The organism is Pseudoalteromonas sp. SWXJZ94C (genome assembly GCF_015864385.1).
Lineage (GTDB): Bacteria > Pseudomonadota > Gammaproteobacteria > Enterobacterales > Alteromonadaceae > Pseudoalteromonas.
The window spans coordinates 69,856-96,063 of record NZ_JADYXF010000002.1; the positions used below are offsets into that span (position 1 = coordinate 69,856).

Consider the following 26,208-nt stretch of genomic DNA (forward strand, 5'->3'; position numbering starts at 1 on the left):
ATGTTAAGCGGTAATACAGTTGTATAGGATAAAGATAATAAAATGGCTATAAAAAAACATTTGGCAGTAACAAGTTTATTGGGTGCAAGTTTTGCAGCCCTAGGCCAGAACTCCTTTATTGTTGAAGATCTTAAAGTTGAAGGCTTACAGCGTGTAGCACTTGGTGCTGCTTTAACGCATATTCCGATCAATGTGGGCGACAATGTTGATGATTATACGATTTCAAAAACAATAAAATCACTCTACCGCTCAGGTCACTTTGACAATATCAAAGCGCTTCGCGATGGCAATAACGTTGTTTTTAAAGTAACTGAACGTCCAACAATTAGCTTTATTGAGTTTGAAGGCAATAAAGACATTAAAGACGAGCAGCTTAATGAATCACTTGAGCAACAAGATATTCGCCAAGGTGAACCGCTTGATAAAACCGTTATCGATAATATCGAAAAAGGGTTAATTGAGTTCTTTCACAGTATTGGTAAATACAATGCTAAAGTTGAAATTAGCATTACAAAATTACCACGTAACCGCGTTAAACTTAAATTAGAGTTTGATGAAGGTGATGCTGCATCTATCCGCCAAATTAACTTGGTAGGTAATGAGCTTTTTTCTAATGAAGATTTGCTAAAACTGGCTGAGTCACAGCAAGATTTACCTTGGTGGCAGTTTATGGGTAGCGACCGCTACCAAAAGCAAACCATTGAAGGCGATTTAGAAAAAATCCGCAGCTTTTATTTAGACCGTGGTTATTTACGTTTTAATATCGATTCTACACAAGTATCAGTAAGCCCTGAGCGTGAGTCTGTTTATGTTACAGCTAACTTAACTGAAGGCGTTAAATATAAAGTTAAAGGTTTTGACTTTATTGGTGACTTACTTGGTCGTGAAGATTTAATTAAGAGTGTTATTCCACTTAGAGCAGGTGAGCTTTATAACGGCTCAGTGGTTACTTCCTCTGAAGAGTTTATTAAGAGTTACTTAGCACGTTTTGGTTATGCTAATGCTGAAGTACGTACCATTCCTGAAATTGACGACGAGAATCAAGAAGTACAATTAACGTTGTCGGTTAATCCAGGTAAACGCGTTTATGTACGCCGTATTATTGTTGGTGGTAACCAAAATACGTCTGATGAAGTGTTGCGTCGTGAAATGACTCAGCTTGAAGGTGCATGGTTATCTAATCAAAACCTTGAGCGTTCAAAACTTCAAATTCAGCGTTTAGCGTACATGGAAAAAGTTGATTTTAACGTTATTCCTGTACCAGGTGTTGATGACCAAGTTGATGTTGATTTTACAGTAAAAGAGCAATCAGCTGGTAGCTTTAACGCGGGCTTAGCATATGGCTCATACCAAGGTTTACAATTCAATATTGGTGTAACAGAATCTAACTTTTTAGGTACTGGTAACCAAATTGGCTTTAATATTAATACTTCAAAGGGTTCTGAACGTGTAAGTTTGTCATACACTGACCCGTACTTTACACCAGACGGTGTATCGCAAGGTAGTAGCATATTTTATAGTAATTACGATGCTAGTGCGTTTAGCCTTGTTGATTATAAATCGAAAAGTTATGGTATTGGTACAAACATAGGTTTCCCAATTGATGCGATTAATCGTGTTAACTTTGGGGTGCGTTGGATACAAGAAGAACTTTCTGATATTGCAGAGTACGAGCAAACACGAGTACTTCGAGAAACCTTCTTAGACCCTGAAAATCCAGATGCTGGTTTTGACTTTACTAAATATGAGTTAAGTGTAGGTTGGTCGCGTGTTACTGTTAACCGAGGTTTATTCCCAACTGCAGGTTCGCGTCAAACTTTAAACTTAACAGCAACAACGCCTAATTCAGACCTTAAGTACTTTAAACTGAATTATGATTCGCGCTTCTACTGGCCAATTTCGAATGACCATCGTTGGGTGTTCTCAACGCGTGCTGCGCTTGGTTATGGTAATGGCTATGGCTCAACAAATGGTTATGAACAAACATTACCATTCCAAGAGTTCTTCCGAATTACTGAAATGGAATTACGTGGCTTTGACCGTAATACAATATTACCGCAAGCAATATCGCGCATACCTTCGTCTATTCCTGGTACACCTAATGCAGATGGTTCAACTACAGGTAGTATAGGTGGTGCGTCTGAGTTTGATATATTAGTACCTCAAGGTCGTATTGGTGGTAATGCTAAAGCGGTTGCAGGTATGGAGCTAATTGTTCCTACACCGTTCTTAGATGAAGAAAATACAAGTTCTGTACGTACGAGCTTCTTTGTTGATGCTGCAAACGTATGGGATACAGAATTTAGCGTAGACCGTTTTCAAAACTTAGGCGTTGATGAGCGTGCTAAATTAGACGATTACTCAGATCCAACACGTTTTAGGGTGTCGACCGGTTTATCATTACAATGGATCTCTCCAATGGGTCCTATGCTGATTAGTTTTGCTTATCCATTGCAAAAACAAGAAGATGACGATACGAAAACTATCAGCTTTAATATTAGTAACACTTTCTAAAGGAGTTTTTTGTGAAAAAATTATTTAAATCAACGGCAGTAGCTGTTTTAGCAACATTAGTTATGGGTACTTCTACGAGTGCATTTGCACACAAAGTTGGCATTGTAGATATGCAAGAAATCTATAAGCAAATTCCTCAAATGGCTAAAATTGAGCAGTCATTACAAACTGAATTTGCTGAGCGTCGCCAAGAGCTTGAAAAGCTACAAGGTGATATTCGCTTTGAAGCTGAAAAATTTAAACGCGAAAGTACAACAATGAGCCAAGCTCAAAAAGATACATTACGCGATAAAATTCAAGGCATGCAAAAAAATCTTGCTGAACAAGGTCGTCCTTTAGAGCAAGAAATTAAAACACGTCAAAACCAAGAGCTAGCTAAAGTTCAGGGTTTAATTATTAAAACTATTGAAGATATAGCTAAAGATGGCGACTTTGATGAAGTTAAAGTAAAAGATACAACTATTTACTTTAACCCTAAAGAAGTAACTGATCTTTCATCTAAAGTAGTAGCAGCTGTTAGCAAGAAATAATCAATCTATGCAAAATTATACGCTTTCGCAAATTGCGGAACTTCTAAGCGCCGAACTTCAAGGTGATGGCGCTTTAGAAATAAAAAAAATAGCTACTCTTGCAAATGCCCGTTCTGGGCATATTGCATTTTTAGCGAACAAGAAATACCGTCCTCAGCTAGAAACAACTCAGGCCAGTGCTGTTATTTTAGGCGCAGCCGATGCTCCTTACTTTAATGGCAATAAAATCATTGTTGCAAACCCGTACGTTACTTACGCTAAGTTAGCCCAGTTAATGGATACTACACCGCGTTCTGCATCAACGGGCATTCATTCTAGTGCTGTTATTCACCCTACTGCACTTGTAAGCAAGAGTGCGGCTATTGGTGCAAATGTTGTTGTTGAAGCTGATGCTGTTATTGGTGACAACGCACAAATTGGTCCGAACAGTTTTATTGGTGAACGTGTTAAAATAGGTTCTGGCACTAAGCTTTGGCCGAGTGTAACTATTTATCATGATGTTAAAATTGGCTCTGATTGTTTGTTTCAAGCAAACAGTGTTATTGGTAGTGATGGTTTTGGTTATGCTAACGAGCGCGGTCAGTGGATTAAAATTCCTCAACTTGGCTCTGTAACTATTGGCGACAAAGTTGAAATTGGTGCTAGTACGACTATAGACCGCGGTGCACTTGACGATACGATTATTCATAGCAACGTTATTATTGATAATCAGTGCCAAATAGCGCACAACGTTGAAGTCAATTCAGGCACTGCAATTGCTGGTTGCAGCGTAGTTGCAGGAAGTACGACCATTGGTAAAAATTGTCAGATTGCCGGCATGGTTGCAATTAATGGTCACATTTCTATATGCGATGGTGCTATAATTACCGGAATGTGCATGGTGACTAAGTCGATCACCGAACCAGATATTTACTCATCTGGCATACCCCATACAACAAACAAAGAATGGCGTAAATCAATTGCTCACTTGCGTAACCTTTCAGATATGAAGTCTCGTCTTAAAGCGCTTGAAGCATTGGCTAAGTCACAACGTTGAACACTAATAAGGATGCTATTTTGGCAAACGAATTAAATAGCCTTGATATTCAAGAAATTTTAGCTTTATTACCACACCGTTACCCGATGCTATTAATTGATCGTGTTATCGATTTTACACCGGGAAAATCGCTACATGCTATTAAAAATGTTTCTATAAATGAACCTATTTTTACTGGGCACTTTCCAAATCAGCCAATTTTCCCTGGTGTGTTAATATTAGAAGCGATGGCACAAGCCACGGGTTTACTTGGTTTTAAAACGGTTGAAAATCGCAGCGAAAATGAGCTTTATTTGTTTGCTGCTGTTGATAATGCACGTTTTAAAAAACCAGTAATTCCTGGTGATACACTGCATCTACATGTTGAGTTTTTAAAAGAACGCCGTAACATCTGGAAGTTTTCTGCAGAAGCAAAAGTCGACGGCAAAGTAGTATGTAGTGCCGAAATTATGTGTGCTAGAAGAGAGTTTTAATAGTGATTCATTCAACAGCAATAATCGAACCTGGCGCTAAACTGGGAGACAATGTCTCAGTTGGTCCTTATAGTTATATTGGCAATGATGTTGTTATCGGTGATAACTGTATTATTGAATCTCACGTTGTTGTTAAAGGACCGTCTACAATTGGTTCTGGTAACCATATTTTTCAATTTGCGTCTGTAGGTGAAGCCTGCCAAGACAAAAAATACAACAACGAACCAACTACGTTAATCATTGGCGATAATAACGTTATTCGTGAATGCGCTACAATTCACCGTGGTACAACTCAGGATCAAGGTGTTACTAAAATTGGCAGTAATAACTTATTTATGGCTTATACCCATGTTGCACATGACGCGGTAATAGGTGATAACGTAATTTTTGCTAATAATGCGAGTGTAGCGGGTCATGTACATATAGGTGACTGGGTTATTTTAGCGGGTAACTCTGGCGTGCATCAGTTTTGTAAAGTGGGTGCGCATGCATTTGTTGGTATGTACTCTGCTATCAATAAAGATGTACCACCGTTTGTTACTACTATTGGCATACCAGCAGGTCCAGTTGCAATTAATACTGAAGGCATGAAACGCCGAGGCTTTGAAAGTGATGAAATTATGGCTGTACGTCGTGCTTATAAAACTTTTTATCGTAAAAGTTTAGGTGTTGACGAGGCAATTAAGTCACTTAGCGAAGATGCTGCAAAGTACCCAGCTGTTAAATTGATGATTGATTTTGTTCAAAGTTCAGAGCGCGGTATTTTAAGATAACGCCTTTCACTTAATACAAATTCGATATAAAAAACCACCTCAGATATAACATCGATGGTGGTTTTTTATTGCTTAAAATTGAGGAGTGATTCAGTCAATACTCAGTCTACTCAGGTTAACATGCACCTAATTTGTATAATAAAAGCTATCCTATGCGTTTACCTAAGTTAATCTTTACTGTTGTTTGTTTTTCAATTTTAGCTGCTTGTAGTAGCCAGCCAATTATTAAATCGTCTTCTGGAGAGCTTACTCAAGTAGGGAAAGCTTCTTTTTATGCTAATAAATACCACGGCAGAACAACCGCAAATGGAGAGCGTTTTAGCCAACAAGCCGCTACTGCAGCTCATCTAAAACTTGATTTTGGAACTAGGGTAAGAGTAACTAACTTAGCGAATAATAAATCGGTAGTAGTAAGAATTAACGACAGAGGTCCGTATGTGCGCGGTCGAATTATTGACCTATCTCGCGATATGTTTAAAAAAATAGCCGACCCTAAAGTCGGCGTTATTGATGTATCAATGGTTGTTTTAAGTGACTAAAAGCGCGTTGTAAGCGATACATAATCTGCATAATTACTCAGCAAGTTTTTATGTAGCCCCTGTGCAACTACTTTACCGTCTTCAAGCCAAATTATATTATCCATTTGCTCTAGTAATGCAGGGTCGTGGGTAATGGTTAACACACTCGTTTTATTCATTACCTGCATCATAGCGTGCATTACACTTTGTTTAGATTGATTGTCGAGCCCTTCGGTGGGTTCATCAAGCACTAAAATAGCAGGGTTTTGTAATAAAGCTTGAGCTATTGCTATGCGCCTAGATTGACCTTGCGATACATTGCGCCCGCCAGTGCCTAGTCGTGTTTTTAAACCGGCTTTTAAATCATTAAACCACGGTTCAAGTTGTGCAAGTGTCAGCGCCTCAATCATCTGCTCTTTAGTTGCATTGGGATGTGCATATCGAAGGTTTTCACTCAACGTACCATCAAAAATATGATGTTGTTGCGCCAAAATATTAATAACGTTTGCACGGGTATCGTTACTTAATGAATGTAAATTAACAGGATCACCGTTATTACTTAAAGTAATACTCCCTTGCTGTAACGGCCATAAACCCGTAAGTAAATTTACAAGCGTTGTTTTTCCGCTGCCACTTCTTCCAACAATGGCTACTTTTTGTTGTGCTTTTAGCTCAAAGCTTACATCGTTTAACGCTTTTTGATCGCCGTATTGATAGTGAATATTTTTAAGTATTAACGCGCTACCTTTTGTATCAATATTTTGTGTAAGAGTTTCGCTATTTTTAACAGATGAATTTGCTGCTTTATCTTCGAGCGTAAATAATCGATCAGCTGCCTTTAAGACATTTGGTAATTCTATAAAAGCATTAGGAAGTTGCAGTACGCTTTCAAAGCTCGCTAGAACAAAAAGGCTGAGCATTGCTAGTTCAACATTAGCCATCGTATTGGTGTAGACCATAGGGACGATAGTAACGATGCTAACCAGCATTGCGAGTTGGACTATTAATAAGCTTAAACCATCTGTATTTGCCAGTGCTTTATGACGAATAAATAACTGCTGGTTATATTGCTCACTTAATTCGTCGCATTTATTAAGTTGCTGCGAACGCGCTTGATAAATACTAAGCTCTCTGAGTCCTGTTAGTGTGTCTGACAACTCTGAGCGAAGCTGTGCACTGAGCTGGGTTTCTTTGTGGCTGTTCTTATTAAGTTTAGCGCTGAGTAATGCAGGTAAAACCACACCAATTAACACAATGCCAGTAAAGCAAATTAGCGCTACGTTGGCATTATAAGCCGACATAAATAGCATGATAATTGGCACACTTAACAATGCCACCAGCATAGGTAATAATATGTTTAGGTAAAATTTATCAAGGGCATCTACGTCGTTTTGTAAGCGATTTACTAAGTCCGCACTGCGGCTCATTGCTAAATCAACATTATTTAATTTACTGAGTGTAGAAAATACATTAACGCGTATTTCACTTAGTAATAAAAAAGTAGCGTTATGGGTTACTAGTCGCTCTGCATAACGTGACGCTGTGCGCACAATAGCTAAAAATCGAATAGTACCGGCTGGGGTAAAGTAATTCATTTGTACGCCTGCAATACCCGCTGCAGCCATAGAAGCTAAAAACCAGCCAGATATAGCCAGTAAACCTACATTGGCAAGCACGGTAATTGTGGCTAAAAATGTACCAAGTAACATTGCCTTATAATGAGGAGCACAAAGCTTTAATAAGCGAATAAAATTAGTCATGCGCTACTCCTTGTTGGGCTGTTTTTAATAAATTAGTAAACTCACCATTTTTGTTTGTGAGCTCATTAAAATTACCTTGCTCTATTATTTCTCCGTCGCGCATAACAATTATGTTATTGGCATGCTGTACGGTATTAAGTCTGTGAGCAATTACTAATACTAAATTGTTTTTAGCATATTCATTAATAGCATTTTGAATAAGTTGCTCTGTTTGGCTATCAAGATGCGCTGTGGGCTCATCAAGCACTAAGACTGGCGCTTGCTTTATAAATGCACGGGCGAGCGCGATACGCTGCTTTTGACCGCCAGAAAGTCCTTCACCTTGTTCACCAATAAGTGTATTAAAGCCATCGGGTAGGGCATTTATAAATTCAAGAGCACCCGCTTGCTGCGCTGCGTGTTCAAGCTCTTGCTGGGTTGCACTAGGTTTTGCTAATTTAATATTTGCGGCAATGCTGTCGTAAAATAATGTCGCTTTTTGAGGTATCCACGCAATATTATTTTGTAACTGGTTTATTTGCGACGAGTTAAGTGTGTTCTCATTAATGCTTATATGATTAATAACCTCAGGATGAAAACCTAATAAGCAATCAAATAAGGTACTTTTACCCGAACCACTTGCACCTACTAAGGCAACTAGACCCTTATTTGGCAATGTTAAATTAATATTTTTAATACCTTCGTTACTGTCAGGGTATATAAAATTAAGGTCGGTAATACTTATTGAGTTAATTGTATTTAAAGCTAAATTATTTATCGGTGTACTAACTGCTATTGCTTCATCGTTTGGTAATGGCGCATTCAAAATAATTAGCATATCTGCAGCGGCACTAATACCTTGCAAGCGCGCATGGTAATGGCTGCCTAATTGGCGTAGTGGTAAATAAAACTCAGGCGCTAGTAACAATACAACAAAGCCAGTAGCAAAATCGAGTGTGCCAAAAAACAATCTAAAACCAATAATCACCGCCACTAATGCAACACTAATAGTCGCTAAAAATTCAAGAGCGAAAGATGACAAAAATGCGATTTTTAAAACATCAAGTGTGGCGTGTCTAAAGTCATCAGATATTTTGGCTATTTGTTTTAGTTCTATTTGAGTCGCGTTAAATAACTTGAGTTGTGTTAACCCTTGTACTCGGTCAAAAAAGTAATTTCCTAATACCGCGAGTTGTTTCCAGCGTTTTTGATTAAGTGCTTCGGCTTTAGAGCCGACTAAAATCATAAAAAAGGGGATGAGTGGAGCGGTTAATAAAAATATTAATCCGGCTTTGTAATCTGTTGGAAAAATAACAATCAGTATTGCCAGCGGAATAAGTGCGCTGTAAGCAACACCCGGTAAATACTTAGCGTAATAATCATGTAGTGCCTCTACGCCATTATGCAGCGTGTTAAGAGTAGCACCTTGACCATGTTGTTCTATATAACTAGGACCTAATAAGGCTAACTTATTTAAGAGGGTTTGACGCATAGCCGATTTTATTTTAAGTGCTGCAAATGCACTTAAGCGCTCACTTAACGCCAAAAATACAGTACGAAGTAAAATAATACCTGCTAATGGCCACAATAAATGAGTAACTTGGGCTAAGTTATTACCTTCAAACATAACGTTGTGAATAGCTTGAGCCAGTAAATAAGCACCTGCAATCATAAGTAGCGCGTTAAAAGTCCCCAAGGCAATGCTTAACTTTAGCCACATTGCCGCAGGTTTACTTTGTCGCTTTAAAAAAGCGCGCAGAGATTGCTGCTGCGCGCGATCTGGTCGGGGGTTAGTCGTCATCTTTTGTGTTGTTAGCATCGTTTAATAAATCATGCATAACTTGTTCGTCATCAGCAATGCTGTCTTTATTTTGATGAAACTCATACCACATTACGTTTATTACACCTAATGTGCAGGCTAAAAGTACACCTAAAATCCAGGCAAAATACCACATCGTTTAGTCTCCTTAATAGCTACCATGAGAGTTGTTTTCTATTTCTTCTACCGTTACTCTGCGCCACATTTTTACGTAACACCACGTGGTATAAGTTAAAATAAGTGGTACAAAAATACACACAGCAACAAACATTATATTGAGTGTTTTATGGCTCGATACAGCATCCCAAATTGTTAAACTAATATTAGGGTTATTACTTGATGGCATAATGAATGGGAATAGTGATACACCCGCCGTCATAATTACACCTATTAGCATAAGACTTGTAGAAATAAGCCCTAGTGCTGGTTTGTTCAATTTAGAAAACAATAGCGCACTTAGTGCCATTACAAACGCTAAAATAGGAAAGGTCATAGTCCATGGGCGTTCACTGTAATTGCTAAGCCAAGCGCCTTGGGCTGTTGTTACTACTTTAGCTAATGGGTCTGCATGGCTTTGTGTATCAGGCATAGATACAATTTGGTAACCCGTTAAATTAGCAACCCAAAAACCAGCGCCTGCAAACAGTATAATAAACACAATCAGTGAATAACGACCATATTGACCCGAGCGATCTGCTACTGCATCAGCTGTACGAAGCTGTAACCACATACCAGCATGAGCAATCAGCATAGTAATACTCACTAAACCAGCAAGTAAACCAAACGGGTTAAGTAAACCAAAAAATGAACCTTGGTAGCTAACACGCATTAAGTTATCAATATTAAATGGTACGCCTAAAAATAAGTTACCAAAAGCAACACCAAATACTAAAGCTGGAATTGCGCTGCCTGCAAGCAGACCCCAATCCCAGTTATTACGCCAGCGTTTTGAGTCTACTTTGCTGCGGTAATCAAACCCAAGTGGTCTAAAAAACAGGGCAAATAGTACTAACATCATAGCAAAATAAAAGCCCGAAAATGCAGCTGCATAAACCATAGGCCACGCTGCAAATAACGCGCCGCCTGCGGTAATAAACCATACTTGGTTACCATCCCAGTGTGGACCAATGGTATTAATTACCGTACGACGTTCTGAATCTGTTTTGCCTACAAGGCGTAGCAACATAGCTACACCCATATCCATGCCATCGGTGATCGCAAAGCCAATAAGCAGCACGCCAATGATCAACCACCAAAGCATTTTTAATGTTTCATAATCAAAAATCATAACTGGTCTCCTTTATCTTCAGCGGTGTTATTAGGTAATTCAAAATGATACTTACCAGTATGCAGCGAGCTTGGACCTAGCTTAACAAAACGGATCATCAGCCAACCTTCAACAATGGCTAAACCAGTATAAAAAATAATAAACCCAGTTAAACTAATTAATATGTCGTTTATAGTTAGTGACGACGTAGCTAAAAAGGTCGGCAGTATTTCTGATATAGCCCAAGGTTGACGGCCATACTCAGCAACAATCCAGCCAAATTCAATAGCTATCCAAGGTAGTGGAATACTTAATACTACAGCCCATAATAACCAACGTTTGTGTTCGATAACACGTTGAGCATTGTAGTAAAAGGCAAGTATAAATACCGCTAGCATTGCCATACCACAGGCAACCATAATCCTAAACGACCAAAACATAGGACCCACTTTAGGGAATGAATCTTTAACTGCTTTTTGAATTTGCTCTTCAGTGGCATCTACAACATCTGGTGTGTAGCGTTTAAGTAACAAGCCATAACCTAAATCGTCTTTAATAGAGTTAAATTTAGCAACATTTTCTGGTGTGTCTTCACCGTTTCTGAGCTTTGTTAAGTACTCATAAGCAATCATACCGTTACGAATACGCACTTCATGTTGTTTTTCTAAATCAGAAATACCAATTACTTGCTCATCAAGTGAGCGCGTAGCAATTAACCCAAGTGCATAGGGTATTTTAACCGCAGCATGAGTAACTTGCTCTTCTGAATCAGGAAAACCAAACGCGGTAAAAGCAGCTGGCGCTTCTTCGGTATGCCACTCTGCTTCAATTGTAGCTAGTTTTACTTTTTGAACTTCACCTACTTCGTAACCTGATTCGTCACCCAGTAAAATTACACATAAAACAGAGGCTAAACCAAAAGCAGACGCAACAGAGAACGAGCGCTTAGCAAATGCTAAATCACGACCTTTTAATATATACCAACTACTAATACCAAGCACAAACATAGACGCTGCTACATAACCTGCTGATACTGTATGAATAAATTTAACTTGTGCAACAGGGTTAAACACAAGCTCTGCAAAGCTGGTCATTTCCATGCGCATTGTTTGATAGTTAAACTCAGCACCTACTGGGTTTTGCATCCAACCATTAGCGATTAAAATCCACAGCGCCGACATGTTGGTACCAATTGCCATTAAAAACGTTGCGCCTAAGTGTTGGCGTTTTGAAAGTCGATCCCAACCTAAAAAGAACATACCTACAAAGGTTGATTCTAAAAAGAATGCCATTAAGCCTTCAATAGCGAGGGGAGCCCCAAAAACATCACCCACATAATGCGAGTAATAAGACCAGTTAGTACCAAACTCAAATTCCATGGTAAGGCCTGTCGCCACACCTATCGCAAAGTTAATACCAAATAATTTGCCCCAAAACTTAGTCATATCACGATAGATTTCGCGACCGGTCATAACATAAACCGTTTCCATGATAACTAAGATCCAGGTCATACCTATAGTGAGAGGTACAAACAAGAAATGAAAGAGAGCGGTAACAGCGAACTGTAATCGCGATAGATCCACAAAGGTTTCATCTATCATTATTGGCTCCTTGAGAGTGACGGATTAACAGGGCAATATAGCAATTGGCAACGTTAAAGTTTAATGAACTTTCAGTAATTACTGAAAGTTTGTAATATTATTTACTTTTGTGCAATTTTTGTCAATACATATATTAGTAAAAGCGAATGTCTTATTCATGCTACATCAGTATTATAAATATACAATGATCAGAATTATTTAGCGCACAATAGAACGACTATTTTTAGGCGTTTATTGAAACACTAAAACACGGTAAACTAATACGTATGAACGCATGGTTTACTTGTGAAATAAAATCAAATGAATAAAGCTCAAAAACAACTACGAATAGGCATTGTGGCAGGTGAACTGTCGGGCGATATTTTAGGTGAAGGCTTAATTAAATCACTTAAAAAACAATACCCAGATGCTATTTTTGAAGGAATAGCAGGACCTAAAATGCAAGCTCAGGGCTGCAAAACGTTGTTCGATATGGATGAGCTTTCTGTAATGGGGCTTGTAGAAGTACTTGGTCGTTTACCGCGTTTGCTTAAAATTCGTAAACAACTAGTGCAACACTTTATTGATAACCCACCTGATGTGTACATTGGTATAGATGCCCCTGATTTTAATTTACGAATAGAAAAACCACTCAAAGATGCCGGTATTAAAACAGTACAGTATGTAAGCCCGTCTGTTTGGGCTTGGCGAGAAAAGCGTATTCATACAATAAGTGCAGCGACTAACTTAGTGCTTGCATTATTGCCTTTTGAAAAAGAATTTTACGATAAGCACCAAGTGCCGTGTACATTTGTAGGGCACACCTTAGCTGACGATATAGCACTTGAGCACGATGACAGTAAAGCGCGTGAAGAGTTAGGCTTAAGCCTTGATGATAAAGTGCTTGCCTTACTACCGGGTAGTCGAGGCTCTGAAGTTGGCTTATTAAGCGAAACTTATATTAAAACAGCTGCAAAGCTGCAAGCGCAAAACCCAAACCTTAAAATTGTAGTGCCATTAGTTAACGAAAAACGCAGAGCGCAGTTTACTGCTATTTTAAATGCCACTGCGCCTGACCTTAATGTTAACTTGCTTGATGGGCAATCAAAATTAGCCATGCAAGCCGCCGACGCCATTTTATTAGCCTCGGGCACAGCAACACTTGAAGGCATGCTTTATAAAAAACCGATGGTCGTGGGTTATAAAATAAAACCTTTGAGTTATTGGATTTTTAAAACCTTATTTACGTTTAATATAAAATATTTTTCGCTGCCTAATTTATTAGCCGACGAAGAATTAGTACCTGAGTTTTTACAAAGCGAGTGCAACGTAACTAATTTAACGAACGCGCTTACCCCTATGCTCAACACAGATAACATCGAGCTAAAAGCGCGCTTTTTAGCTATTCACGAAAAAATTAGATTAAATGCCAGCGAACAAGCAGCGAACGCTGTGGCGGAGTTAATAAATGCAAATTGATAGACCAAATGTAGCCTTAATTGCCGGTGTAGACGAAGTAGGGCGCGGTCCACTTGTGGGTGATGTAGTTACTGCTGCAGTCATTTTAGACCCTACTAAACCGATTGCTGGCTTAGCGGACTCTAAAAAATTAACGGATAAAAAACGCCAAGCGCTTGCGATTGAAATAAAAGAAAAAGCATTGTGCTATGCGTATGGCCGCTGCAATCCAACAGAAATTGATGAGTTAAACATATTACACGCAACTATGCTCGCCATGACTCGCGCAGTAGAGGCATTAAGCACACAACCTGAATTTGTATTTATAGATGGTAATCGTTTGCCAAAACTCACTATGCCAGCGCAAGCTATTGTTAAAGGCGATAGCTTAGTAGCTGAAATTTCAGCCGCGTCTATTTTAGCTAAAGTAGCGCGCGATGACGAAATGATTGAGCTTGATAAACGCCACCCAGAATACGGCTTTGCAGGGCATAAAGGGTATCCAACTAAAGCACATTTTGCAGCGCTTGAGCAGTACGGCGCGATTGACGAGCATCGTAAAAGCTTTAAACCTGTGCAGCGTGTTTTAGCGCAAGCCAATGGTGAGGGTTAAGCATGGCTGCTCCTGATTTTGTTCATTTAAGGGTTCACTCTGACTTTTCGATGGTTGACGGCCTTGCTAAAACAAAGCCGATAGTTGCTAAAGCGCAAGAGCTGCAAATGCCAGCCATTGCGATTACCGATCAAATGAACTTTTGTGGTTTAGTGCGTTTTTATGGTGCTACGCATAACGCAGGTATTAAACCTATAGTGGGTGCTGACTTTTGGGTTCGCAGCCCTGAATTTCCTGATGAGCCAAGTCGTCTAACCATATTGGCAAAAGATAATGACGGCTATAAAAATATCACCTTATTAATATCTAAAGCGTATCAGCGTGGGCATGTATTTCATCGCCCCGTTATTGACCGAGAATGGCTGGTGGAACATAAAACGGGCTTAATTATTCTCTCGGGTGCTAAAGACGGTGATTTAGGTAAAGCGTTACTAAAAAATAACCCAAGTGTTATTGAATCGGTTGTTAGCTTTTACAAGCAGCATTTTAGCGACAACTACTACCTTGAGCTTGTTCGCACCAATCGACCGCTTGAAGAAGACTACTTACACATGGCGGTAGAGCTTGCTACAAAAGAGCAGTTACCTGTTGTAGCGACCAACGAAGTGGTGTTTTTAAAACCTGAAAACTTTGAAGCGCACGAAATTCGCGTTGCTATTTTTGATGGTTACACGCTTGACGATAAACGCAGGCCTAAACGATTCTCTGAAGAACAATACCTAAAAACATCAGAGCAAATGGCTGAGTTGTTTAGTGATATACCGGAGGCTTTACAAAACACGGTAGAAATAGCTAAACGTTGTAATGTAACTGTTCAGCTAGGGACTTACTTTTTACCTGATTACCCAACTGGCTCACTTAAGATTGATGAGTTTTTAGTTAAAGTGTCAGAAGATGGTCTTGAAGAGCGACTGCAGTTTTTATTCCCCGATGAAGAAGATCGAAAAGTAAAACGCGTTGAATACGATGAGCGACTTGATATAGAGCTTGGCGTAATTAACCAAATGGGATTCCCCGGTTACTTCTTAATCGTAATGGAGTTTATTCAGTGGAGTAAAGATAACAATATACCTGTTGGACCTGGTCGTGGTTCAGGTGCGGGTTCGTTAGTTGCGTACGCACTTAAAATTACCGATTTGGATCCGCTTGAATTCGACTTGCTTTTTGAGCGATTTTTGAATCCAGAACGTGTATCAATGCCCGATTTCGACGTCGATTTCTGTATGGATAGACGAGACGAAGTAATTGATCACGTGTCGGCTTTGTATGGGCGTAACGCCGTATCGCAAATTATTACCTTTGGTACCATGGCTGCAAAAGCGGTAATACGCGATGTAGGGCGAGTACTTGGGCATCCTTATGGGTTTGTCGATCGTATTTCTAAAATGATTCCAGGGGATCCTGGGATGACACTTGCTAAAGCGTTTGATATAGAACCACGCTTGCAAGAAGCCTACGATGGCGACAACGAAGTAAAAGATTTAATCGACATGTGTCGCATTTTAGAGGGGTGTACACGTAACGCTGGTAAACATGCGGGTGGTGTTGTTATATCGCCAACCACTATTACCGACTTTGCTGCACTTTATTGCGATGATGAAGGTAAGTTTCCGGTAACGCAATTTGATAAAAATGACGTAGAAACCGCAGGCTTAGTTAAGTTCGATTTCTTGGGTTTACGCACACTGACTATATTGCAGTGGGCGGTCGATATGGCCAATGTGCGCATGAAGCGCCAAGGTAAAAATCTAGTCGATATAAATACTATTCCGCTAGATGATAAAAAGAGTATTGAGTTACTACTTCGCGCCGAAACGACTGCTGTATTCCAGCTAGAGTCGCGCGGTATGAAAGATTTAGTACGGCGCTTAAAGCCCGATAGCTTTGAAGATATGATTGCATTGGTTGCTTTGTTCCGCCCAGGTCCGCTGCAATCAGGCATGGTAGATAACTTTATCGACCGGAAACTAGGTCGCGAAGAAATCTCATACCCAGATGCGCAGTATCAGCACGAAAGCTTAAAACCTATTTTGGAGCCTACTTACGGCATTATTTTGTATCAAGAACAAGTAATGCAAATAGCCCAAGTTTTAGCAGGTTATACGCTTGGTGGCGCCGACATGCTTCGCCGTGCAATGGGTAAGAAAAAACCCGAAGAAATGGCTAAGCAGCGTTCAACGTTTGAAGATGGTGCAAGAAATAATGGCATTGACGGCGAACTAGCGATAAAAATCTTCGATTTGGTAGAAAAATTCGCAGGTTACGGCTTTAACAAATCTCACTCGGCAGCGTATGCACTCGTTTCGTATCAAACACTGTGGATGAAAACTCATTATCCGGCTGAGTTTATGGCAGCAGTAATGTCGGCAGATATGGATAACACCGACAAAATCGTTATTTTGGTGGATGAATGTGAAAACATGAAGCTCACCTTATTACCGCCAGACGTAAATGCAGGTGAGTTTAAGTTTACAGTAAACCTTGATGGCGAAATAGTTTACGGAATTGGTGCTATTAAAGGCGTGGGTGAAGCACCGGTAGATGCTATTTTAGAAGCTCGCGCAAAAGGGGGTCCATTTAAAGACCTATTTGATTTTTGTGCTCGTGTTGATTTAAAACGCTTAAATAAACGTGTAACCGAAAAACTTATTTATTCAGGGGCACTTGATAAACTAGGTCCCGATAAAACACAATCAGGGCGTGCTACGTTACTAGCGAGTTTAAAAAGTGCTATGCGCGCGGCCGATCAGCACAATAAAGCTGAATTATTAGGTCAAAGTGATTTATTTGGCTTATTAGCAACTGAATCTGATGAAGTAGAACAAGCATTTATTAAAGCAATTGGTTTAACCGATAACGAATGGTTAGATGGCGAAAAAGAAACCCTAGGCTTATATTTAACTGGTCATCCAATTAATCAGTACCGACGTGAGCTTAAACATTATACCAGCGGAAAAATAGTTGATTTACAACCAACTAATCGCGATGTATTTGCAACGGCTGCAGGTCTAGTAATTGCCTCTAGGGTATTAATTAATAAAAAAGGAAATCGTTGGGCCTTAGTAACTTTAGATGACAAGAGTGCACGCATTGATGTACGCTTGTATTCAGACGAGTTTGAAAAGTACCAAGATATGCTCCAAGTTAACAATATCTTGGTAATATCCGGACAGGTCAGCTTTGATAACTTCTCTGGTGGTATTACAATGACCGCCAGAGAAATAAACACCATTGCTCAAGCGCGTGAAAAACGTATAAAAGCGATTAAAATGACGCTGAACATGGTGCAAGTCGAAGCAGGTTTCTTCGATAAATTACAAAAAGTACTCGAACCCTACAAAATGGGAACGTGTCCGATCAAGGTTTATTACCAACGCCCAGATGCGTTGGCGCAATTAACTCTTGGGATCGAATGGTGTGTTACGCCAAGTGATGACTTGATTCATAAGTTATCGCTAATGGCGGCGCAAGATGTAGAACTGGAATTTAACTAATTAGGTAGTTTAGAGCATGAGCCTCAATTATCTTGATTTTGAGCTTCCGATTGCAGAATTAGAAGCGAAAATTGAAGAATTACAAAATGTAAGCCGCGCTGGCGAATTAGACCTTGGATTAGAAGAGGAAGTCAGTAAATTAAAAGAGAAGAGCGACCAGTTAAAAGAGAAAATATTCTCAGAACTAGGCGCTTGGCAAGTATCACAGTTGGCACGTCACCCGTTGCGTCCTTATACTCGAGATTATATCGAGCGTATTTTCACGGAGTTTGATGAGTTTGCTGGTGATCGTACTTTTGCTAACGATCCGGCTATTTTAGGTGGTATAGCGCGTTTAGATGGTGAACCAGTAATGATTATTGGTCAGCAGAAAGGGCGCGATACGGCTGAAAAAATTAAACGCAACTTTGGTATGCCAAAGCCAGAAGGTTACCGTAAAGCTTTACGCTTAATGGAAATGGCTGAGCGTTTTAAAATGCCAATCATGACCTTTATCGACACGCCGGGTGCATACCCAGGTGTTGGCGCTGAAGAACGTGGTCAATCTGAAGCAATCGCGCGTAACTTAAAAGTAATGGCGACACTTAAAGTGCCGACAATATGTACGGTTATTGGTGAAGGCGGTTCAGGTGGTGCTTTAGCAATTGGTGTTGGCGATAGAGTTAACATGTTGCAGTACAGTACTTACTCTGTAATTTCGCCTGAAGGCTGTGCGTCTATTCTTTGGAAAAGCGCCGATAAAGCACCTCTTGCAGCAGAAGCAATGGGTGTAACCGCAGAGCGAGTTAAAGAACTAGATTTAATCAGCAACTTAGTTGATGAACCTCTAGGTGGAGCGCACCGCAATTACGATGCAATGGCACGTAATTTAAAAGTACGCCTTAAGCGTGATTTAGCAGACTTACAAGCACTTACGCTTGAAGAGATGCTTGATCAACGTTACAAACGTTTGATGTCGTTTGGCTACTGCTAAACTCATTAAATGTTAAAAAAAAGCCGCTTATGCGGCTTTTTTGCTTTAAAATAGTCAGAGTTTTTTATAACTACCAATTATTAAATCATTACTTATTTAATACAATTGGTATAACTCACCTAAAGTGTGGACACATGCATAAATCAGCAATTTACCAGCAACTAAAAAAATCGCTAAATAGTTATATAGAGCAAGGTAAAACCGTTTTCACAGTGGCGTTATCTGGTGGTGTTGACTCTGTGGTATTGCTGCATTTAATGAATACGCTTAAAACAGATAATTCTGCTATTCAAGTTTTCGCTATTTATGTTCATCATGGTTTGAGTCAGTATGCTGATGATTGGCAAAATTTTTGTCAAAATGTATGTGCAGATATTAACGTGCCTTTTCAGGCTGCTAAAGTAAGTATAGAGCAGCAATCGCGCACGAGCCTTGAAGCCCAAGCGCGAGATGTTCGTTACAAAGCACTTGATGAGCTAAGCCCGCAAAACAGTATTATTTTACTCGGACAACATTTAAACGACCAAGTAGAAACTTTTTTACTGCGCTTAAAGCGTGGATCGGGTTTAAAAGGGCTTGGCGCAATGCACCAAGAGCGTTTGCTACAAAGTGGGCGCGTATGTTTTAGACCACTGTTAAACGTAAAACGCAGTGATATAGAAGCTTTTGCAGCGCAGTTTAGTATTGATCATATAACCGATGACTCTAATAGCGATGAAAGCTTTGATCGTAATTTTTTACGCTCACAAGTTGTGCCACTACTAGCACAACGATTTACTGGTTTTGAGCAATGCACCGCACGCAGTATCCATTTATTACAACAACAACAAGAATTACTAGAACAATATACTCAGGCCGATTTAGCACTGTGTATTAATGAGCAAAGTGCTTTAAGCATAAGTGCTATTAGAGCATTCACACCGATTAGAATCACTAACGTAGTGCGTGCATGGTTGTCGCTGTTTACGCAAGTTATGCCATCGCAAAAGCAACTTGAGCAAATAATTAATCAGGCAGTAGATGCTAAAAAAGACGCTCAAATACTTATTGAGCTAACTGGTGGGCAAATACGACGTCATCAAGGGTATTTATACTTTGTTATTGCAACAGAGCAATTAAGCGATACAGAGCTTAACCAAAATGAGCTAAAGCTAGCTGATGGTCGTTTACTTAAAAAACAAACAGGTAAAAAAAGTAAGGGAATTAGACCTCCAAACTCTAATGAACAGGTAACCGTGCGTTTTAACTGTAATAGTGCGCGTATAAAGCCATTAAAAAAACCAGGAAGTAACACTCTAAAACATTGGTTTAAAGACACAAAGGTGGCGCCTTGGCTGCGCGGTAATGTGCCGCTTATTTTTTATAACGAAGAATTAGTTCAAGTTGTTGGATACTTTATAAGTGCAAAACATATTGATGAAAATGGTATTTATTGGGAGTGTAAGTAAATGAGTAAACAACCTCATGTTGGTTTGTCGTTAGTAAATAAAGCACCAATGGGTATGCTAATCACGGTTATTATTGCTGTTATAGCAAATGTTTTACTTGAGCTAAATATTATAACCTTAGGCTATGCAATTGCAGGTGGAGTTATATCAGCAGCACTTTTGTTATCATACTGGTTAGGTAAAGGTGGTTTGTTTTTTATTTTAGGTGTGAGTGTTCCGCTACTTTTAGTTTTGTTAACGCCGCTAGTTGCTATTACAGCCTTACTTAATTTAATCAGTGGTTTCTTTTTTGGTTTTTGTGCTGCGCTAGTAATTTATAAAATTATGTTTGGTAAGTCTAATACCAAATAATCAGATTTAAGATTGAAGCATTTTTAATTAGCTATTAATGGCGGTTTGATGCGTTTATTTATATCTATAAAAAAGCCTAGCGGGGGGAAGCTAGGCTATATAATTTACTTTATTTTGCTAGTTAATAAGCTTTAGCGCAATTTCTGCCAGACGCTTTTGCTCTATACAACCCTTTATCGGCTCTAGAGAATATTTCGTTTTCGCAATCTGGGCTATTTGCCAACGTAAAACCAATACTGGTTGTTACTTTGTATTGCGACATCATACTTGAAGTTCTAACAAGGCGCATAATACGCTCAGCGACTGCTTTATTAGTCGTGAACTCTGGATCTTCAATTAATATTGCAAATTCATCACCGCCAAATCTAAATACAGAATCGGTGCCACGAATACTTGTACACAAAACTTCAGAAAACACTTTAAGCATGTCGTCGCCAACTTTGTGACCGTAATTGTCATTCACTTGTTTAAAATTATCTAAATCAAGTAGCATTAAACTAAATGGGCGTTGATAACGGCGGCAATTTTCGAGCTTTTGCGATAGAATGTCATTAAATTGACTACGGTTATTTAAACCTGTTAATGCATCCTTTGTAGCCAGCTTTAATACTCGGCTATACATCATCGCATTGCGAAGAGGATAAACAAGTGCAGTATGTAAAACACGAAGCTTTTTCTCAATTGCAGAACATAGTGGGTATTGGCTAAAGTAAATTAGCTGCCCTAGGTGTTCTTTTCCTATAGTTAAATCATAAAAATATGGCGTACTTGTTGTGTTGCTATCAGATGTTTGTGCTGTGCCAAGTGTCGATTGGAACTGCAACCCTGAAAAATTTATTAATTGCTTTGCAAATTTTGCATATATAGCCAAAATATCTTCAATTACTAAACTAGTTTGTAACTCTGTAACGAGCTCATGCGTTGCCGCAGGCTCATCGATACGCGTAGGTTCAGCCGAAAACGGCAAAAAATCACCACGACCAGTTACACGTTGTGTCAAAATATGGACATTTTCCATTAAATTCTTCCCCCGAGGGTATTGCTTTGCAGTTACTAAGCGATTTTTATGCCACATTTCAAATTGGTTTTAAAATAGGTAATTGCTGTATTTAAAAGGCAGTACTTTGCTTTAATTAAATTATGAGGTCACTTTTGCAAAGCATTAATGTTCAGATTTTTGGCTTGTTAGTCGCAGCCGTACTTTTTGTATGGTTTTTCAAGCGTATAGGTTTGCCACCTATTTTAGCTTACCTGGCGACAGGGGTTTTAGCGGGTAGTCATGGCATTGACTGGTTGGCACAAACGCACGAAATAGAATTTGTAGCTGAACTTGGCATTGTATTTTTATTATTTAGTTTAGGGTTAGAATTTTCGATTTCGCGGCTCATGGCAATGCGTAATCTTGTATTTGGATTGGGCTCACTTCAGGTGGGTATAACCAGCTTACTTTTCATTATTATTTTATATTGTTTAAATTTTAGCTTACTCACCAGTTTTACTATTGGCACTATTATGGCGCTCTCTTCAACTGCGGTGGTTGTTAAGTTATTAAAAGAGAGGGGTGAGCTTAATCAGCGACGAGGGCAGTTAGCCGTTGGTGTGCTGCTTTTTCAAGATATTGCGGTTGTACCTCTACTTATCATTTTACCTTTATTTGCATCAAGCGGTACGCAAAGTATTGGCTGGGCTTTAGCGTTTGCGTTAACTAAAGGGGCGTTTGTATGCATGCTGCTTTGGGCTATTGGCAAATGGGTGCTGCCTATTGTTTTTAAAGAAATAGCCCAAGTACGTACCGATGAACTATTTATGCTTACTACTATATTAGTGGCTTTATTTGCTGGTTTTTTAACGTATATGTTTGGTTTATCAATGGCACTTGGCGCTTTTTTAGCCGGTATGATGCTAGGAGAAAGCCGTTATCGCCATCAGTTAGAGGCTGATATAAGACCATTTCGCGATATATTAATGGGGCTGTTTTTTGTAACTGTAGGCATGCAGCTCGACATTTTATTTGTGTTGGATCATGGCTTAATTATTATTAGTGCATTACTTGGTTTACTCATATTAAAAATAGCCGTGGTTACAATAAGTGCACGGCTAATGCATGAGCGAAATCAAGACTCACTTGCTTGTGGCATCATGCTATGGCAAATGGGGGAGTTTGGCTTCGTACTAATAGCACTTGCTGGGCAGCATGAGTTATTAAATTCAGAGCAGGCATCATTTTTAATTGCATTGGGTGTGCTTTCAATGGCGTTAACTCCATTTTTAATTGATAAAACGCCATTTATTTTAAACCGCTTAGGCATACTCGACCGCCCTAGTATGGCAATAGAGAGTGAGCCTCAAAGCAGTACGCTTTATAGTGACCATGTTGTTATTTGTGGTTTTTCGCGTGTTGGGCAAACCATTGCTCGATTTTTAAAGCCCGAGGCAATAGATTACGTCGCTATTGAAAGTAACCCTATACTTGTACAAGAAGGGAAAGCTGCAGGCGAGCCTGTAATATTTGGCTATGTTAAGCAAAAAGATATTTTAAAATGTGCAGGAGTAGAGCGTGCGCGCTTAGTTATTATTACCTTTACAGAGTTTGACCATGCTCAAGTTGTAATTGATGCAATAAAGCAACTCGCGCCTAACGTTAAAATACTTATTCGCACACGCGACGACAGCCAGCTTAATTATTTAAAAGAGTTAGGCGTAACTGAGGTCGTACCTGAGTCGTTAGAGGCAAGCTTAATGTTGGTATCGCATGTATTGTCTATGTCGGGTGTGCCAATGACCCGAATTGTGCGCCGAGTAAGTAAAGAACGTCGTAATCGCTACCCGCTAATGCAAAGCTTTTATGCTGGCTACTTTAAAGATAACGAAGATACCTCTGGTGACCGATTAGAATATTTACATGTAGTTGCCTTGCCAGGCAAAGCATTTGCCGTAAACAAAACAATTGAAGAATTAAATTTAGCTAAACGACGAGTGCTCGTAAAAGCATTGCGCAGAGAAGGGCACGAGATAGATACGCCACCAGAGGACACCACATTATTCGCTAACGATGTTTTAGTGCTACAAGGTAAACCAAGGCGAGTTGAACGGGTAGAGCATTTTTTACTCGACGGGATAGAATAAACAGTTAAATTATTACCTATATAACTACCTATATAACTACCTATATAACTACCTATATAACTACCTATATAACTACCTATATAACCTGCACTGTGGATAAGAAATCTCTTAACCAGAGTTCAGGTTAAATAGTTAATTACGAACTTAATCTAGCTCTAAAAATTCACGCATTTTAGGTAATTGCGCCATGCCGTCTTCATAGCCAATTTGCATCAAATGTTGGGTGTAGCGTTTTTCAAATAATAAATAGCTGGTTAAACTCGATTGCGAATGCTTTTTAACACCAATTGTTCTTAAAAGTACTTTTATAGCCCAAGGCATATCGTCGTAATATTGTGCAGCAATTGCGTTAAAATTTTGCGAAGGATTTATAACAAAGCTTTCGATTTGCTTAAGCTCTTTATGTTTATCGCGCGCAGGGAGTAAACCCAATGTGCGATTAACACGCTCTAACCGCTCTAAATCAGAGAGCATAGTGTCGGTAAATATACTGTCGAGTAAATGCCCGCCCACAGCCGATAACCCAGGGTAGTGCGGAGAATAACCTGGAGGATGCAGCTCTCTTGGTTGCTCGACCCCAATAATAAAGATTTTTTCAGCGCCCAAATGAATTGATGGACTCAGTGGTGAAAGTAAATGCACAGAGCCATCACCAAAGTAATGGTTATGAATATTCACACTAGGGAACACCATAGGAATGGCGCTTGATGCCATTAAGTGTTCAACATTAATACGAGCCGCCCGACCTTCACGCTTAGCGCGCTGCCAAGATGTTTGCGTATTTGATTGAAAAAACGTTACCGAATCACCTGTCGTGTAGCTAGATGCAGTAATAGAAAGCGCCTCTAAATAGTTACGGTGTAAGTTACGCTCAATTCTATGTAAATCTAAAATCTCGTTTAACAAACCGCGCAAAGGGCGATTATTTAATAAACTCGCTGGTGGATGGTTAATATGTTCTGACTGAAAGCTCGTTAAAATATTACGAGCAATATGACCAAACACACTAAAAAAATCACTTTTATAGACCATTGAAGTAGAAAAGTTTTTCCAAACAGATTCAAGCTTTCGCACGGCTAAATGCGCACAAGATGCATAGCATGCTAATGCAGCAGAATTAATTGCACCAGCCGATGTGCCATTTATTACTCTAAAAGGCAGCGGGGCAGTTCTTGGCATACTATGGGCTAATGCTTTAAGCACACCCACTTGATAAGCAGCGCGAGCGCCGCCGCCTGTTAATAACAAGGCTATTTTAGGTTTTTGAGGGTCAACTTGTTTGATTTTCATATTGGCGATTAAACTGTTCTACGTCTTTACTTTATTTATTAACTGTAAGTCTTTAAGCTAGAAGAATCAAAGGATAACTACTTTTATACTTTTTACATTAATAGCAGAGTACTTTAGTGCTTAATTTAATTAGCTAACATATTATGTATTAATGTAATTTTTATTATTTGTAGAATGAATTTAATCCACTTAGCGTACTCTAAGTGATATCGCATTTTAATTTTTATGGAGTTCGTATGTCAGATAAACCAGAAGCGTCAGATGTTCAAAAACGTCCACCTAATAACAATCTTCTTTTTGCCGTTATTATTTTAATAGTAGTAGCATGTGCGGCAGCCTTTGTATTGCTAAAACCAAGCGACGAGACTTCAACACGTACCGAAGTAGAGCAAACTGTTGAAGAGCAGCCGATGATGGAGATTAAACCAGAAAATGATCCTGTTGTAAGTGCGCCAGCGGTAGCCCCTGAAAAGCCTACTGAACTTGCAGTGCCAACTCAGCGCCCAGCAGAACCAGTACCTGAGGTAAAACCATTACCAACACTTGATGAAAGCGACTCAGTTGTTGTAGCTAAAATGGATGAATACCTAAGTGACTCAGTAATGAGCCTAATGGTAACTGACGATGTTATTCGCCGTGGTGTTGTATTTATAGATAACCTAGCCAAAGGTAAAATAGCGGCTAAGCATACTCCAGTAGTTAAACCTGAAGAAAAATTTAGCGTAGCTGAAGGTGACATTTTAACAATCGATCCTAATAGTTATGAGCGTTACACACCGTATGTAAAAATATTTACTAGCATGAGCGCCGCACAAGCGGTACGTATGTACGATGAGTACAAGCCACTTATAAACAATGCATACACTGAGATTGGTTATGGTGATGACGAATTTAATCAAACCCTAGAAGATGCGATTGATTTACTACTCGATACGCCAGAGCCCGAAGGTGACTTGCCGTTACTTCGCGATTCAGTCACATTCCAGTATGCGTTTTCAGAATGGGAAGATTTACCAGCTGCACAAAAACAACTTTTACGCATGGGTCCAGAAAACATGAAAAAAGTAAAAGCAGCGCTTCGTAACATAAAAGCGCAGTTAGAGAGCAATTAATACGCACTTAAATAGCTAAATACGCTGCGATTGTATATGAAGTATGCAATCGCACTTTCTTTTTCGATTATCCCTTGAATAACAGAGCAAAAGT

General features: G+C 39.3%; 21 protein-coding genes. 14 read left to right on the forward strand and 7 right to left on the reverse strand.

The features are described 5' to 3' along the window. The first annotated feature begins 42 nt into the window (after positions 1-42). From bamA to I6F65_RS01165, 6 genes are all read left to right on the forward strand, one after another. Entirely contained in the window at positions 43-2,514 is a 2,472-nt protein-coding gene (gene bamA, locus I6F65_RS01140) for an outer membrane protein assembly factor BamA (RefSeq protein WP_197111109.1), read from the forward strand. Between the two features lie 11 nt (positions 2,515-2,525). Further along, on the forward strand, positions 2,526-3,044 hold the full coding sequence (locus tag I6F65_RS01145) for an OmpH family outer membrane protein (protein ID WP_024612399.1): 519 nt from the start codon (positions 2,526-2,528) through the stop codon (positions 3,042-3,044). 7 nt (positions 3,045-3,051) lie between these two features. Further along, positions 3,052-4,080, forward strand: coding sequence for a UDP-3-O-(3-hydroxymyristoyl)glucosamine N-acyltransferase (gene lpxD / locus I6F65_RS01150; RefSeq protein WP_166109026.1), 1,029 nt, complete (start codon positions 3,052-3,054; stop codon positions 4,078-4,080). 20 nt (positions 4,081-4,100) lie between these two features. Further along, positions 4,101-4,553, forward strand: a complete 453-nt coding sequence (gene fabZ, locus I6F65_RS01155; protein WP_024612397.1) for a 3-hydroxyacyl-ACP dehydratase FabZ — start codon at positions 4,101-4,103, stop codon at positions 4,551-4,553. A gap of 2 nt (positions 4,554-4,555) precedes the next feature. Then, positions 4,556-5,326 (forward strand): acyl-ACP--UDP-N-acetylglucosamine O-acyltransferase, encoded by a 771-nt coding sequence (lpxA, locus tag I6F65_RS01160; RefSeq protein ID WP_197111111.1) that lies wholly within the window; start codon positions 4,556-4,558, stop codon positions 5,324-5,326. 152 nt (positions 5,327-5,478) lie between these two features. Then, positions 5,479-5,865, forward strand: a complete 387-nt coding sequence (locus tag I6F65_RS01165) for a septal ring lytic transglycosylase RlpA family protein (protein ID WP_197111113.1) — start codon at positions 5,479-5,481, stop codon at positions 5,863-5,865. On the opposite strand, the gene cydC is transcribed toward I6F65_RS01165, so the two are convergent. The 5 genes from cydC to I6F65_RS01190 are packed head-to-tail and all read right to left on the reverse strand — an operon-like array spanning position 5,862 to position 12,270. Continuing rightward, complete coding sequence (gene cydC, locus I6F65_RS01170) at positions 5,862-7,604, reverse strand: thiol reductant ABC exporter subunit CydC (protein WP_197111117.1); 1,743 nt, start codon at positions 7,602-7,604, stop codon at positions 5,862-5,864. The genes I6F65_RS01165 and cydC overlap by 4 nt on opposite strands. After that, positions 7,597-9,384, reverse strand: a complete 1,788-nt coding sequence (gene cydD / locus I6F65_RS01175) for a thiol reductant ABC exporter subunit CydD (RefSeq protein WP_166109029.1) — start codon at positions 9,382-9,384, stop codon at positions 7,597-7,599. Before cydD ends, cydC begins: the two co-directional genes overlap by 8 nt. Beyond that, positions 9,374-9,538, reverse strand: coding sequence for a cytochrome bd-I oxidase subunit CydX (gene cydX, locus I6F65_RS01180; RefSeq protein WP_024612392.1), 165 nt, complete (start codon positions 9,536-9,538; stop codon positions 9,374-9,376). Before cydX ends, cydD begins: the two co-directional genes overlap by 11 nt. A gap of 12 nt (positions 9,539-9,550) precedes the next feature. Further along, positions 9,551-10,690, reverse strand: a complete 1,140-nt coding sequence (gene cydB / locus I6F65_RS01185; protein WP_024612391.1) for a cytochrome d ubiquinol oxidase subunit II — start codon at positions 10,688-10,690, stop codon at positions 9,551-9,553. Beyond that, entirely contained in the window at positions 10,687-12,270 is a 1,584-nt protein-coding gene (locus tag I6F65_RS01190; RefSeq protein WP_024612390.1) for a cytochrome ubiquinol oxidase subunit I, read from the reverse strand. Before I6F65_RS01190 ends, cydB begins: the two co-directional genes overlap by 4 nt. Positions 12,271-12,570: 300 nt before the next feature. On the opposite strand from I6F65_RS01190, the gene lpxB reads away from it, so the two are divergent. The 6 genes from lpxB (at position 12,571) to I6F65_RS01220 (ending at position 20,586) form a co-directional block, all read left to right on the forward strand. After that, positions 12,571-13,728 carry a lipid-A-disaccharide synthase gene (gene lpxB / locus I6F65_RS01195; RefSeq protein WP_166109032.1) on the forward strand — a complete coding sequence of 386 codons (1,158 nt, stop codon included), beginning with the start codon at positions 12,571-12,573 and terminating at the stop codon, positions 13,726-13,728. Continuing rightward, positions 13,718-14,320, forward strand: a complete 603-nt coding sequence (gene rnhB, locus I6F65_RS01200; RefSeq protein ID WP_166109033.1) for a ribonuclease HII — start codon at positions 13,718-13,720, stop codon at positions 14,318-14,320. The genes lpxB and rnhB overlap by 11 nt, the downstream gene beginning before the upstream one ends. 2 nt (positions 14,321-14,322) lie before the next feature. Continuing rightward, on the forward strand, positions 14,323-17,814 hold the full coding sequence (gene dnaE / locus I6F65_RS01205) for a DNA polymerase III subunit alpha (protein ID WP_197111118.1): 3,492 nt from the start codon (positions 14,323-14,325) through the stop codon (positions 17,812-17,814). 16 nt (positions 17,815-17,830) lie between these two features. Further along, positions 17,831-18,787 carry an acetyl-CoA carboxylase carboxyl transferase subunit alpha gene (gene accA, locus I6F65_RS01210; protein WP_024612386.1) on the forward strand — a complete coding sequence of 319 codons (957 nt, stop codon included), beginning with the start codon at positions 17,831-17,833 and terminating at the stop codon, positions 18,785-18,787. A gap of 134 nt (positions 18,788-18,921) precedes the next feature. Next, positions 18,922-20,235: a tRNA lysidine(34) synthetase TilS gene (gene tilS, locus I6F65_RS01215; RefSeq protein WP_197111127.1), complete on the forward strand. Its 1,314-nt coding sequence runs from the start codon at positions 18,922-18,924 to the stop codon at positions 20,233-20,235. Beyond that, a complete protein-coding gene (locus tag I6F65_RS01220; RefSeq protein ID WP_197111129.1) occupies positions 20,236-20,586 on the forward strand; it encodes a hypothetical protein in 351 nt (116 codons plus the stop codon). Between the two features lie 121 nt (positions 20,587-20,707). On the opposite strand, the gene I6F65_RS01225 is transcribed toward I6F65_RS01220, so the two are convergent. Beyond that, positions 20,708-21,604: a GGDEF domain-containing protein gene (locus I6F65_RS01225; protein WP_197111131.1), complete on the reverse strand. Its 897-nt coding sequence runs from the start codon at positions 21,602-21,604 to the stop codon at positions 20,708-20,710. Positions 21,605-21,738: 134 nt separating this feature from the next. Between I6F65_RS01225 and I6F65_RS01230 the strand changes: the two genes are divergently transcribed. After that, positions 21,739-23,712, forward strand: a complete 1,974-nt coding sequence (locus I6F65_RS01230; protein WP_197111133.1) for a monovalent cation:proton antiporter-2 (CPA2) family protein — start codon at positions 21,739-21,741, stop codon at positions 23,710-23,712. 144 nt (positions 23,713-23,856) lie between these two features. On the opposite strand, the gene I6F65_RS01235 is transcribed toward I6F65_RS01230, so the two are convergent. After that, positions 23,857-25,002 carry a patatin-like phospholipase family protein gene (locus I6F65_RS01235; protein WP_166109038.1) on the reverse strand — a complete coding sequence of 382 codons (1,146 nt, stop codon included), beginning with the start codon at positions 25,000-25,002 and terminating at the stop codon, positions 23,857-23,859. Between the two features lie 236 nt (positions 25,003-25,238). Here I6F65_RS01235 and I6F65_RS01240 point away from each other — a divergent pair, with 236 nt between their 5' ends. Beyond that, the gene (locus I6F65_RS01240) at positions 25,239-26,114 is read left to right on the forward strand and encodes a DUF3014 domain-containing protein (RefSeq protein ID WP_197111135.1); all 876 of its coding nucleotides are present in this window, start codon (positions 25,239-25,241) and stop codon (positions 26,112-26,114) included. The last annotated feature ends 94 nt before the right edge of the window (positions 26,115-26,208 follow it).